We start from the raw sequence: 14,667 nt of genomic DNA on the forward strand, positions 1-14,667 counted from the left end.
GGTCAAAATCGCTTCATTGTTGGAACTATGAAAATGGAAGAAGAAAAAATATAAGTTAATTATAACACATAATTCTAAAAAAGATAGTGGAAATTGAAAAATTAACAAATTAATTTATCCTATAGGACCTTTGGCTTATTATTAAGGAATAACTGTACTTTTGGAGCTGTCATTCCTATTTCGTTCCCACTCTGATATATATTTTCTTAAATTATTGCTAATTCGCAGTTTGTTGTATAAGGCTGCGTAGGCGATCTCATCTAACTCTTCTATATAATTGGTCGAATAATTCTTTTTTACACCATGTTCCCATAAAAAATTAACAGCTTTATTATATGCCACGGCAGCTTCAGTCTCCGTAGCATAACGACCTACGATAAAATCACCGATCAGGTGGATCTTTGCAACATATTGATAGCTACCGCGAACTTGTTCTCTTCGAACACCTATATAGCGATTCATAATCTGGATGTTACCATATCGAAAATCTGTAGAATCCCCATTTGCAAAACGATAATCCTTTCCAGGAACAGAAAAACTGTGAATTCCATAACGAGAAAGAATACTAATCTGCATTCCAAAGTCAGCAACGAATAGATGATTTCCTCTGCGCATAATTTTATGCTTGGAGTAGTAGAATAGATCATCAACATCGAATTTGAGAACGGTTTTGTGATCAAGGTAATAAAAAAAGTATCGATCTTTTAGATAAATGGGATTTTTAAAATAAAGACCATGATCACGAAAATTAATTAAGGTAACCCATTTATCAAAACTTAAGTAATGTGTTCGATGTATATAGGAGTCTAGGGTGATGGAACAATCCTGCGTTATAAGCAGTGCTTCTTGATAAGCGGCGTTAGAATCTTCCTGTACAGCGTAACTACCTAGACTTATATGTTTATTTCGATAGGTGAAGGAGGTACGGTAATAAATTGTACCATCTTTTTTTGTTGCCTGATATACCCCTGGAAGTAGCGCCATAGGAGTCACCTCACTTTACATAGCCCTAAACGGGCTGCTTTCTCATAAATTGTAGATTTCATAAGTCATAGGTTACATACAAACAAGTAACATGCGACTTTTTAAACCTTGTATCATCATATCATATTCTCAAAGATGAGACAAGAAACATGGAAAGAAAGTAACAACGAAAAAATGTGCAAGAATAGTAGCGAGATCGAAGAGTAAGACACTTGTGGAAAAGCATAGGGGATTCTATCATAAAAATGCTTAGCTACGAATAGAATGAAGTACAGGATCTTTTGACCTTTGTAATACAACGTATTGCTACGCACAAGGTGCTCCCGCAATACGAAACATTCGAAATCCGTCCCTGAAGGGACTACTTTCTCATGTTGAGCAGGTCATAAAATCCTACGTATTCATGCAAGCATGAAACGCAGGATCTTTTGACCTTTGTAATACAACGTATTGCTACGCACAAGGTGCTCCCGCAATACGAAACATTCGAAATCCGTCCCTGAAGGGACTACTTTCTCATGTTGAGCAGGTCATAAAATCCTACGTATTCATGCAAGCATGAAACGCAGGATCTTTTGACCTTTGTATCGCAAATGTTAATAAATTGTTAAGATGACTTTATGATGGTAAAGTAAAGAAAATCATGAAAAAGCTTGAAAAAACGTACTATATTGGAGATGAAACATATAAAAATATTTAATTATTGAATAAAAACTAATAATGTCGCATAAAATAGTTAATAACTAATTAATGAATTGTTAAATCTGGTACCGTTAAATGAAACAAAAATTACACATTTACAATAGAATTAATTAGCGATATTTACCCGTGGTTTACAAAATATGTAGGTTAGAAATATCCTATTCTCCAAAATATAGAAGGAGTTATTGACATCAAGTTACTAGATGATATAATGCAAATGTGCTTAGGCGGGGCACAAAAAAAATAAGAAAAGAGGAAGTATGTATGCTAAAAATACACTCGTTTCTTCACCGCATTAAGGAAAGTATGAAATACTCTGGTATTGAGTGCTATAAATCATGTCTTATGATTACAGCATATGCAATGGCAGCAGTCATATTAGTACTTTGTGCAGACAGCTCACTTGCAGCAGGAAATAATCATCCTGAGGCATATGCGAAAGCAGCATCTGTAAAGAATGAAGCTTTCGAAGAAGCAAAGGAAGAAACAGCAAAAAAAGCACAAATACAAGCCGAGAATGAAAACGTCAATATATTAGCACAGAAAGTGCTGGGAGGAGAAGTCGCAGAAGATACAGAGAACTACAGCTTACAAATCGTAAATCGTACGATTATTGCAGCAGATAAGCGCGAAGCATTAATGGGACAAACCGTAATGCGTGATTTTGCAGATATTGCAGAAACAGAACAAGTAGTTAATAGTGATGAACAGAACAAATCTACAGAAGAACAGGCAGCTGTAGTAAAAAAAGCTACAGTGAAGAATTCGGAACAGAAAAAATCGAAAAGTAAAGCAAAGGAAAAGAAAGCAGCTGCAAGCAAAAAGGATAAAGAAAGTGTTCCAACAATTAGTTTAGGAACCGACGACAAAGAGGTATTACTTAGAATAGTAGAAGCCGAAGCGACAGGCGAAGATATAAAAGGAAAAATGCTAGTAGCTAATGTAATACTGAATCGTGTGAAAAGTAGCCAATTCCCAGATACGGTGGCTGAGGTTGTATTCCAGAAGAATGGAAAAACCGTACAGTTCTCACCTATAGCTGATGGAAGGTACTGGTCCGTGACAATCTCTAAATCAACGAGAGAAGCAGTGGAACGAGTATTGAATGGTGAAGATAAGTCACAAGGGGCATTATATTTCTCGGCAAGAAGTAAAGCCAAAAAGAGTAGCATGAATTGGTTTGATACCCATTTAACATGGTTATTCAAGTATGGCGGTCACGAATTTTATAAGTAAAAGAAGAATGGTAGGAGATTTCGAATCCTACCATTTTTCTTTTATTATGGTTTTTAGCACTTTACTGTGATAATGTGTTATGCTATAATGGAAAACAAGTAATGTTTTGCGGGGAATAAAGCCATGTTGTTTTTTATACAAGTATGAAAATGCATGACCTTATTACCCTAGTATCATTATATTGTAAGATGAGATAAAACATGCTATAATACAAAACAACTATGCGATTGTAACGGCATTGTTTAGTAAAAAGACTTACCCTAAACGTGTCATATAAAATAAAAAAAGAAGGAATGAGTAAAATGAGTCTCTTATACAAAAGTACAAGAAGTGAAGATGTAACAGTAACAGCGTCTCAGGCAATCTTAAAAGGCTTAGCAGATGACGGAGGATTATTCGTCCCAACTTCCATACCGAAGTTAACTAGATCGCTTGGTGAATTAGCAAAATTAAGTTATCAAGAAACTGCTTATGAAGTAATGCGATTATTCCTCACAGACTTTACGGAAGACGAACTTAAGAATTGCATACAAAAAGCATATGATTCCAAATTTGACACAGAAGAAATTGCGCCTTTAGTGAAAGCAGATGGTGTATATTATTTAGAATTATTCCATGGTGCTACCATTGCATTTAAAGATATGGCATTATCCATTCTGCCTCATCTATTAACAACATCAGCAAAAAAGAATGCGGTTAAGAATGATATCGTAATCCTAACAGCGACTTCTGGTGATACGGGTAAGGCGGCTTTAGCTGGTTTCGCAGATGTAGAAGGAACAAAGATCATTGTCTTCTATCCAAAGGATGGGGTAAGTCCAATTCAAGAAAAACAGATGGTAACACAAAAGGGAACGAATACATATGTAGTTGGAATCAAAGGAAACTTTGATGATGCACAAAGTGGCGTAAAAGCTATGTTTGGTAACAAAGATTTAGCAAAAGCAATGGATCAGGCAGGATACCAATTCTCCTCTGCTAACTCGATTAATATTGGTCGTCTTGTACCTCAGATCGTATATTACGTATATGCATACAGCCGTTTAGTTGCCAATGGAGAAATCGTTGAAGGCGAGAACATGAACGTTGTAGTGCCAACAGGAAATTTTGGTAATATCTTAGCAGCGTACTATGCGAAGAATATGGGATTACCAATTGGAAAATTAATCTGTGCTTCCAATGACAATAAAGTATTGTTTGATTTCTTCCAAACGGGAACGTATGACCGAAACAGAGAATTTATCTTAACGACATCACCATCTATGGATATTTTAATCTCAAGTAACCTAGAGAGATTAATCTATCGTATTGCTGGAAATGATGCGATGAAGACAAAAGATTTAATGACAGCCTTAACGACTGCTGGAAAATACGAAATTACTGACAGTATGAAAGCGGAGCTATCTGATTTTGTGGGTGGATATGCAGATGAGGCAAAAACGGCAAGTATGATCCACGATCTATATGAAAAGACAGGTTACGTAATTGATACCCATACAGCAGTAGCAGCTGCAGTATATAGAGATTATGTGGCATCGAATAAAGATACAACAAAGACAGTAATCGCTTCTACAGCAAGCCCATACAAATTCACGAGAAGTGTTATGGAAGCAATTGATGAAAAGTATGCTTCTATGGAAGACTTTGCACTTGTCGACGAATTAAGTGCAATTGCAAGAACGAAAGTTCCACAAGCGATTGAAGATATTCGTAGTGCCAAGATACTTCACGATACAGTATGTGACAAGACGGAGATGCAGTCAACAGTTGAGACAATCTTAAAATTGAAATAATAACCATTAGAAGTACGTGATAACTATTAATATAGAAGAAAGGGACTCTACGTTTGTAATAGAACAAGGAGGCCCTTTTCTTTTTGGATAAATAATTGTATTTTTTGGTCGAAGAAGAGAAGAAGAATGATGTAGAATCGATATATCACAAAAATGAACCAAAAATAAACCAGTTATGACAAAACCATGACATAAAATTGACACAAACAAAGTGCATTATATAAGCATGTTAAGGATACAACGTATCACATCTCGAACAGGTATGTTCAACCAAGTGTCCTTGACCTTGATATAATCTTCACAAGAAACGAAGATGAATTTCCGAAAAGGTGCAGAAATGCAACAATTTGGGCTGTTAAACAGAATATGACAAGGAGTAAATTTATTGGAAAAATACTTGACCTTTGAATTGAATATTGTTATAATCATCTTGTTATTGGAAAGATTATATTTCATTGTGTTTTATAGATTGAGGGAACACTTACATATTCAAGTAGATTCGTGTTAATTGTACCAATTTCTGTGAAACATGGAAGATATAATACTCAACCCATGTATATTTAAGGAGGAAGAAAGAATATGAAGAAGAATTTCGTAAAGAAAACGCTTGCATCTACTCTTGCATTAGCAATGGTAGCTACAGCAATGCCAGCAGCATTCACTACTGCATCAGCAGCAAAAGCGCCTGCTTTAAACAAAAAATCAAAAACTCTTTACATTAACGAAAATGAGATTGGAAGCTCATATGACTTTAACGTAAAGAACAAAGTAGCAAAATCTACTTACAAATGGACTACTTCAAACAAAGCAATCGCTACTGTAAACTCAAAAGGTTTAACAAAAGCTGCTACTAAGACTGGTAAAGCTACAATCACTTGTAAGATCACTTTACCTACTAAGAAAACTAAAACTTTAAAAGCAACTGTAACAGTTAAAGAAAATGCTACTAAAGTTGAAGTTACTAATATGCCAGAAAACAACACAGTAGGTATCGGTGCTACTGCTTACGATTTCAACAGCAAGATGACTTCTGCATCAGGCGCTAAAGCAACTGACTACAGAACTTGGGAAATCGATGAAGCTTCTAATACAGCTGGTGCTACAATCGATGCTAAATCTGGTGTAGTTTCTACTACAAAAGCTGGTACTTTCAAAGTTAGAGTAAGAGCTTACCAAAACAAGACTAAATTAGCTGCTAACGATACAGTAGATTCTGAATGGGCTGAAATCAAAGTTGTTTCTTCTTTAGTTTCTGTAGCTCAAACTTCTGTAACTAAAGTTGCTGTAACTTTTGATGATAACATGAAAGATGTTGTTAAAGCAGAAAACTTCGCAATTAAGAACAAAGCTACTAGCGTAGTTTCAGGAATTAAAGGCTTAAGCTTCTCAGATGATGGAAAGATCGTTTATGTAGAAACTTTTGGTCAATTCGCTGATAACGGAACATATGTATTAACATATGGTGAAAAAGATTACGAATTCACTACAACAATCGGTGAAGTTGCTTCTATCGAAGTTACAACTACAACTGTTGTAGAAAACAAAGAATCTGATGTTAAATATGTATTAAAGAATGCAAATGGTATCGATATTACTGATGCTAAGAACTCAACTGTAGAGATGTCAGAAGTTGAAAATACTAACGGATATCTTGATGCAGCAAACAAGAAGATTACAATCTTCACTAAAGGTTCAACTGCTAAAATTAAAGTAACTTACCATACTTATAAATGGGAAGGTAGCACAGAAGTAGGAGCTGTTTCTGTAGAAGCAACTATCACTGCTGTTGAAGAAACTGCTGCAACAGTTGGAAACTACAAGAACTACGTTATCGATACAAAAGCTCCTAACTGGGATAAAGTAACAGAAAACAAGAACGTAATCTGTGTAGGTGAAACAAAAGACTTATACTTAAAAGCTCTTGATTCTGATAAGAAAGATGTAACTGGTCTTACTTTTGAAACTGGTGATGAAAACATCTTATTAGTTTCTACAGTAGGTGATCATGCTTCATTAACAGCTGTTAAAGAAGGATCTACAGTAGTAGTTGTTAAGAATGAAAAAGGAACAGTTCTTTGGAGCTTACCTGTAGTAATCAAAGCAACTAGAAAAGCTAACGCTATTTCATTAGCTACTAATTCTATAACTTTAACTAACGGCGTTGATGCTGAAGGTGTTTCTAACACTACTGTTGAAGTTAAGATCAAAGATCAACATGGTGATGATTTCGCAGCAGCTGGTAACTTCTCTGATCCAGTAGCTGTTAAAGATTACACTGGTGCTCCTACAGTAACTGTTGATGGAAAGAACTTAAAAGTAGATGCTTCTACTGCAAAAGCTGGTTCTTACCAATACAAAGTTGCTTTAAATGAAGATGCTAACAGAATTACTGTATTAACAGTAGTTGTTAAAGACAAACCAACAACAGATGTTTCTTCATGGGATATGACTCTTGCTACTAGAACAGTTGACACTGTTGTAGATGCTGACACAACTGAATCAAAATCTGTAGCTGTTAAAGTTATTGGTAAAGCAAGTGGTATCGCAGTTGAAAACTCTGAATGTACACTTACTGTAACTGGACCAAACAACTACAAGAAAGTTTATGAAAACAAATTTGATTTCGAATATGTAACAGTTTCTAATGGTGTAATCACTAAATTAGCAAAAGGTACTTACACAATTACTGCTACTAAGACAATCAATGGAGTTAATAAGACAATCGCTAAGAATGCAATCATTGTTAATGATACACAAGTAGCTCCAATTGTAACAGTTAACAAGAATACTTACTCAGCAGCTACTATCTCTGATGGATCTATCTTAAAATGCTTACAAGATAATTGTACAGTTAAGAATTCAGCTGGTACTGAATTAAAAGTTGCTGATGGCGTTGGTATCGTAGGATTCGCTGATGAAAAAATCAACGGTTCTCAAGTATTCGTTAAGACTGTAAAAGTTGCTGAAAAATTTGGTGAACTTATTTACGTTCATGACGTAGTAATCGCTAAGACTTTCACAATCAAATAATTAATCTGTAGAGCATAAGCAATATAGATTTAAAAAACCCCTGAGAGGTGATCCTCTCGGGGGTTTCTTTTTGTCGTCTATTGCAGATTCTCAAGCAATACAGTATAATAGACAAAAAAGAAAGTAGGAAGGTAAGGAGATAAAATGTCGAATAACTCAACATATGCTTCATCAAGTCGAAGCAAGGGAGGAACGGTCACGAAAAAGATCAAGGGATTACTGATTCCATTGATTCTTGTTGTTACCATACTTCCACTTATAGTACATGAATACAAGTTTACACCAGATATATCGAAACAATCTTGGTTTATCCCCAATGTTGTTGCGAGTGACTATTTTTTGTTTTATAAAAGCATATTATTAACAGGAATTGGTTTCCTTCTGTTAGCAATCCTATTATATAAACAGTTTGCTACAAAAGATAAACCAAGTAATCGTTTACAAGCATGGTGCATTCCTCTCGGAACCTATGCGGGTTTTGTGCTTCTTAGTGGAGTAGTATCATCTCATAGCAGTGTAAGCTGGAACGGTTCCTATGAACAATTTGAAACTGTTCTGGTTTTATTGGCATATTGCATATTGGCTTTTTATGCGTACTGTGTAATCGAGTCGCAGGAAGATGTACAGATGCTTTTAAAGTGGGCGTACATAGGAATTTCGATTATGATTCTAATAGGTTTGCTACAATTAATTGGTGCAGATCCCTTTGCTACCTCCGTTGGTAAATGGCTAATTTCCTCAGATAAATCAAAAGAAGCAATTGATGCAATGTCCTTTTCTTTCGAAAAGAACAGAGTTTATATGACACTATTTAATCCGAACTATGTTGGTGTATTCTCTTCCATCTTCTTCCCAATTACGATGGGATTAGCAATCACCTCTACGGAATGGAAGAAAAAAATCGTGAATATTGTATTGTCAATTTTACTAGTCGTAGTTGTATTTGGTGCACAATCAAAAACAGGTTTACTCACCTTAGCTGGTACAGGAATTCTTGTTCTTTTGATATTGCATAAAAAAATTATCCGTAGTAAAAAGAGCATGTTTGCGATTATGGGTGCTTTTCTTTTGGTTATTGTTGCATTCTTCGTTGTCAATGGTATGCAGAATAATACATATCTGAACCGCATTAAGAATGCATTTACGGCAAAGGATGCAACCCATGCACTAGAGAGCATCGATACGACTGAAGATTATATCTTAATCAAATACAAGGGAGTACCACTTTATGTACGCTGTTTTATCGATGCCGATGGTAATATTGATTTCTCTGTGTGTGACAAAGAGAATAACAAATACGAACTGACTTACGATAATACAAGTATGCAGTTTAGTTTAGTTGATCCTACATTTGAAACTTTGAAGTTTACGCCAGCATATCTAGGGGATGAAACAACTTTTGGTTGTCAAATTGTGATTGATAACAAAGAGTGGAACTTTAAGAGCAAAACAGATACCGAAGGATATCAATACTTGAATGCTTATAATAACCTAGAACAGATTAAAACAGCTCCAGCTAGCTTGTTTACCAACCATGAGTCAATCTTTACTGGAAGAGGATATATCTGGTCACGTTCCATTCCATTGTTAAAGAATTACTTATTACTTGGAGCTGGTCCAAATGCTTATGTATATGAATTCCCACAAAACGATTATGTAGGGAAATACAATAATTCCTTTGATAATCAACTTGTAACAAAGCCACATAATATGTATCTTCAGATGTTTATCGAGACTGGATTACCAGCTTGTATCGCTTTTGTCGTATTATGTATTATGTACATTGTTTACGCTTGGAACACATTTAAAAAGACAGGTTTAGAGACTTTAACCGATCAAGTTGGAGCATTGATTAGTATCTCTGTAATTGGATACATGGTTTCTGGATTAATTGTTGATTATAACGTTGGTGTTGCGCCATTTTTCTGGATTGTGTTAGGATTGGGCTTTGCATGCGTAAACATAAATCGCAGAGCAGTAGCAAGAAAAGAAAAGCTCGAAAAGATGAACCTTACAAATAAGTAGTTACAATAACTTATAACTTCTCTTTAAGGTAGTATAAAATAATAGATTCCATGGATTTTTTCATTGGAAATGTATACGAAAACAAGGTAACGAAACTTCTTCGATACATATTCAGATTTGAATAAATCCATGGAATTTTTTGCATACTTCCTTATTGCAATGGATTTTACAGCAGTTTATAATGAAATTAATCGTTATGTGATTAGAGCATAAATATTATAGTGTGATACACGAATTGTTACGCTCTAATATACATGGACTTACGATTTATATATCATAATCATAGAATACATCTAGAATAGGAGCGCAGGAATGTCAAACAAATTAAGATCTGGTCGGCCAGCCAGTAAAAATAAAACAGGTAAGATGACGAAATCACAGGATATGTGGAGTCAATACGTAACTATGGTACCAATACTATTTCTTATTCTTATGGTCCCTTTGGTTGTACATGCCACGAATGTGAAAACATATCTTTCACAATACATTTGGTATAGCAAAGCAGCAACAACGGTTGATCTGTTTACAAAGATTAAATCAATTCTATTCCTTGTTGCTTGTGGCGCTATGGTATTGGTACTGTTGGTATACATAGGACAACGAATCTTTGGCACGAGAAATTACTCAAAATCTGAAAATACAAATGCAGATCATTTTATTAAAAAGATATGGCGAGAACAGCCTTGTCTGTTCTTTCTAAGTCTTTATTTGCTTTGGACCGTACTTTCTACAGGTATATCGAAACATACGAGCACAGCTGTACGTGGAACGGTGGAACAGTATGAATCTGTTTGGGTCCTGTTAGGTTATGGACTTGTAGTTATTTATCTCTATCAATTCTTACAAAACAAACAACAATTACATATGGTCTTACTTGCTTGCATCGGAATGGTGGCAATCGTGTCGATCATTGGCGCTTTCCAACTCTTTGGTTTGGATTTTTTTCAATCCGATTTTGGACGATCTTTAATCTCCCGCACGGCATTAACCTTCCGTTTTGATAAAGGACATGTATATTCCACCCTATACAATCCCAACTACGTGGGTATGTTCGTGAGTTTATTCCTTCCTCTTTTGTGTATGTGGACATATAAGAGAAAACGCGGTATTCAGAAAGGAATTGGTGTAGTATGTATTCTAGGCTTGATCCTCTCTGGGTTTGGTTGCCGTTCCTCTAGCGGAATAGTTGGAACACTGATCGGTATGCTATTCTTTGTTATTTTTCTAATACGAATGAATATGCATGAAAAACAAATTGTATTTCGCAGCTTTGTTAAGCAAAAGAAAACCATAGTTCTCTCCGCTATTACGGGAATGGTCGTTTTTCTTTTGGTTGGAATTGTTGCATTCCATGACCCAATCATGGATAAAATACAAGCCGTTGCAAAACGTTGTTCAAGCAACGGTGATGCACTTGAAGCAGGGCTTACACAAATTGTAACAGGGGATGAAGATGTTGCTATCATTTATAGAACACAACCTTTGAGGATTACATTTGCGGTACAAGAACAAAATTATATATTTCGGTTTTATGATTACAATGGTACTGAACTTCCACAGCAAGTATCAGCAGACCAGAACAGTGTTATGATAAGTGATGAACGTTTTTCTGACTTAACATTTCGTGTAATCAAGTATGATTCGTACTTGTGCTTTGCTATGTCCTATGTCGAATCAGAGACAATATTCGACTGGTATTTTACCAACCAGACCGATGGAAGTTATTATTACTGTACCTACTATGGGAAGTTAATAAAATTGGATCAGAGCCAGGAATATAAGAATTACTGGTCTATTGGTAGTGGACGTGGTTACATTTGGAGTCGAACATTTCCAATTATTAAGAATCATATTCTCTTTGGGACAGGACCAGATTCGTATGTATATGAATTCCCAAATGAAGAGTATCTAAATCTGTATCATACAAGACTTGAAAAACAGATTATTACTAAGCCACATAGTTTGTATCTGCAGATTGCAGCCCAAACAGGAATTCCATCATTGCTATTCTTCATAGCTTTTTATGGCTTCTATCTTGTACGAAGCATACGGCTCTATAGGAAGTATACATTAAAACAATATGAGGTCTGCGTTGGCATTGCCATATTAGCGGGTACAATAGGTTATCTTGTAACGGCATTAGCAAATGACTCCTGCATAGCTGTAGCACCGTTATTTTGGACTTTAATTGGACTAGGGTTAGGAATTAATCGAATAATACAGAAAACTGCGTAGAAATCCATTATACGACGTTATATGAATATTGCAGATCAATAGAATAACCTATTCCGTGTATGAATCTATGAACATCACATAATAGATTGACGGTTTACTTAATAGGAAGAATAGTAGAAAAAGGGTTGACCAATGCTAGTAAAAGCACCGGTCAACCCTCTTTATTCTATTTCATAAGGATTTGGAAAACAAATTATTTGATTGTAATAGTCTTTCCAACTGTTACAGTGTGTTCGAATACGTTTTCACCGAATTTTTCAGAGATTGTTACAGTCTTAACGAATACTTGAGAACCGTTATTTGTGTAAGTTACGCCTGTAATTCCAACACCATCAGCTACTTTTAATTCTTTACCAGCTGCATTCTTAACTGTACAGTTTGCTTGCATAGCTGCTAATACAGTAGCTTCATCTACAGAACCTTCGAAAGAAGTCTTGTTAACTGTTACAGTAGGAGCAACTTGTGAATCACTTACAACAACTGCTGTTTTAGCGATTGTTTTGCTATCTTTTGTAGCTGTGATTGTATAAGTTCCTTTTGCTAATTTTGTGATCTTTCCTTCAGAAACAGTAACATATTCGAAATCAAAGTTGTTTTCGTATGTTTCTTTGTAGTTGTTTGGTCCAGTTACAGTGATTGTACAATCTGTATTTTCAACTGCAAGACCTTCTGCATAACCTAATACTTTAACAGCTAAAGATTTAGTTTCAGTTGTATCTTCATCAACGATTGTATCAACTGTGTTTGCAGATAAATCTAATTTGTAAGCACTTACTGCAGAAGCTGGTTTTGCTTTAACAACAACTGTTAATACAGTAACTTTGTTTTCATCACTTGCTAATGCAACTTTGTATTGGTAAGTTCCAGCTGTAGCAGTTCTAGCATCTACAGTTACGTTAACACCACTAACGCTTACTTCAGGAGCACCAGTGTATGCTTTAACAGGTACTGGAGTTGCGAAGTTACCAGCTACTGGGAAATCTTCATTGTGTTGATCCTTGATCTTCACTTCGATTGTATCTTGAGCGATTTCAGTTCCAGTTACTAATGTAGTTGAGCTCTTAGCTAAAGAAATTGTGTTTGCTTTTCTTTCTGCTTTGATTACTACTGGTAAAGTCCAAAGTACAGAACCTTTTTCGTTTTTAACTACAACAACTGTAGAACCTTCTTTAACAGCTGTTAATGTAGCATGAGCATCAGTTGTAGATACTAATAAGATGTTTTCGTTACCTGATTCAAAAGTAAGACCAGTTACGTCATCATTGTTAGAATCAACAGCTTTTAAGAATAAGTTTAATGTTTCATTTACACAGATTACGTTTTTGTTTTCTGTTACTTTATCCCAGTTTACAGAAGCTTTGTCTGTGATTACGTAGTTTTTATAAGCACCGATTGTAGCAGCTGTTTCTTCTACTGCTGTAATAGTTGCTTCAACAGATACAGAACCTTCTTCGTTTCCAGCTGTATCGTATTTGTAAGTGTGGTAAGTTACTTTAACTTTAGCTACAGAACCTTTGTTGAAGATTGTAAGCTTTCCGTCAGTAGTGTTATACCAACCATCTTTATTTTCTACTTCTTCAATTGTTACAGTAGATTTCTTAGCATCAGTGATATCAACACCATTTGCATTCTTTAATACGTATTCAATTGCAGTAGCTTTGTTTTCAACTACTGTAGAAGTTTTAACTTCGATTGAAGCTACTTCTCCGATTGTTGTAGCAAATTCATAGTCTTTTTCATTGTAAGTTAATACATAAGTTGCACCATCTGCATAAGAAGCAAATGTTTCAACAGTAACAACTTTACCGTCTTCTGAGAAAGAGATTCCTTTTACTGCAGAAACAACGTTAGTTGCTTTATTCTTTACTGCAAAGTTTTCTGCTTTAACAGCTTCTTTCATGTTGTCATCGAAAGTAACAGCAACTTTATTTGTAGCTGTTTGAGCAACAGAAACTACAGAAGAAACAACTTTAACTGTTAACCATTCAGAATCAACTGTATCATTAGCAGCTAATTTTGTTTTGTTTTGGTAAGCTCTTACTCTAACTTTGAAAGAACCAGCTTTAGTAGTTGTTACTTTACCGTTTTTCGCGTCGATTGTAGCGCCTGCTGTGTTAGAAGCTTCATCGATTTCCCAAGTTCTGTAATCAGTAGCTTTAGCGCCTGAAGCAGAAGTCATTGTGCTATCGAAATCATAAGCGTTTGTTCCAATACCGATTTCAGTAGTTGGAGCATTTTTGATAACAACTTTCGTAGCGTTTTCTTTAACTGTTACAGTTGCTTTTAAAGTTTTTGTTTTCTTTGTAGGTAAAGTAATTTTACAAGAAATAGTAGCTTCACCAGTCTTAGTAGCAGCTTTTGTTAAACCTTTTGAGTTTACAGTAGCGATTGCTTTGTTTGAAGTAGTCCAAGCGTATTTTGATCCGCTTACTTTATTGCTGATGTTGAAATCGAAAGAGCTTCCGATTGCATTTTCATTGATATAAAGTGTTTTTGAAGTTTTGTTTAATTTTGGTGCAGCTGCTGCAGAAGCTGTAGTGAAAGCTGCAGGCATAGCTGTAGCTACCATTGCTAATGCAAGAGTAGATGCAAGACTTTTCTTTACGAAATTCTTTTTCATGTTTTTCTTCCTCCTAGTGATTTGACTCCTTACAGTACATAT

The 14,667-nt window shown here is 35.3% G+C and carries 7 protein-coding genes; 5 read left to right on the forward strand and 2 right to left on the reverse strand.

All coding sequences use genetic code 11. The features are described from left to right. Positions 1 to 141: 141 nt before the first annotated feature. A complete protein-coding gene (locus HBB17_RS16655) occupies positions 142 to 984 on the reverse strand; it encodes a hypothetical protein (RefSeq protein ID WP_167958624.1) in 843 nt (280 codons plus the stop codon). Between the two features lie 966 nt (positions 985 to 1,950). On the opposite strand from HBB17_RS16655, the gene HBB17_RS20510 reads away from it, so the two are divergent. The 5 genes from HBB17_RS20510 (at position 1,951) to HBB17_RS16680 (ending at position 12,005) form a co-directional block, all read left to right on the forward strand. Continuing rightward, entirely contained in the window at positions 1,951 to 2,922 is a 972-nt protein-coding gene (locus HBB17_RS20510; protein WP_238483780.1) for a cell wall hydrolase, read from the forward strand. Positions 2,923 to 3,224: 302 nt separating this feature from the next. After that, positions 3,225 to 4,715: a threonine synthase gene (gene thrC, locus HBB17_RS16665; protein ID WP_167958709.1), complete on the forward strand. Its 1,491-nt coding sequence runs from the start codon at positions 3,225 to 3,227 to the stop codon at positions 4,713 to 4,715. A 579-nt stretch (positions 4,716 to 5,294) separates the two neighbouring features. Next, complete coding sequence (locus tag HBB17_RS16670) at positions 5,295 to 7,745, forward strand: hypothetical protein (protein ID WP_167958625.1); 2,451 nt, start codon at positions 5,295 to 5,297, stop codon at positions 7,743 to 7,745. Between the two features lie 144 nt (positions 7,746 to 7,889). Further along, positions 7,890 to 9,770 (forward strand): O-antigen ligase family protein, encoded by a 1,881-nt coding sequence (locus tag HBB17_RS16675; protein WP_167958626.1) that lies wholly within the window; start codon positions 7,890 to 7,892, stop codon positions 9,768 to 9,770. Positions 9,771 to 10,082: 312 nt separating this feature from the next. Next, the gene (locus HBB17_RS16680) at positions 10,083 to 12,005 is read left to right on the forward strand and encodes an O-antigen ligase family protein (RefSeq protein WP_167958627.1); all 1,923 of its coding nucleotides are present in this window, start codon (positions 10,083 to 10,085) and stop codon (positions 12,003 to 12,005) included. 193 nt (positions 12,006 to 12,198) lie between these two features. Here HBB17_RS16680 and HBB17_RS16685 read toward each other — a convergent pair whose 3' ends face one another. Continuing rightward, a complete protein-coding gene (locus HBB17_RS16685) occupies positions 12,199 to 14,625 on the reverse strand; it encodes a hypothetical protein (RefSeq protein ID WP_167958628.1) in 2,427 nt (808 codons plus the stop codon). Positions 14,626 to 14,667: the final 42 nt, after the last annotated feature.

The sequence above is a fragment of the Anaerosporobacter faecicola genome, from assembly GCF_012070565.1.
In the GTDB taxonomy this organism is placed as follows: domain Bacteria; phylum Bacillota; class Clostridia; order Lachnospirales; family Lachnospiraceae; genus Anaerosporobacter; species Anaerosporobacter faecicola.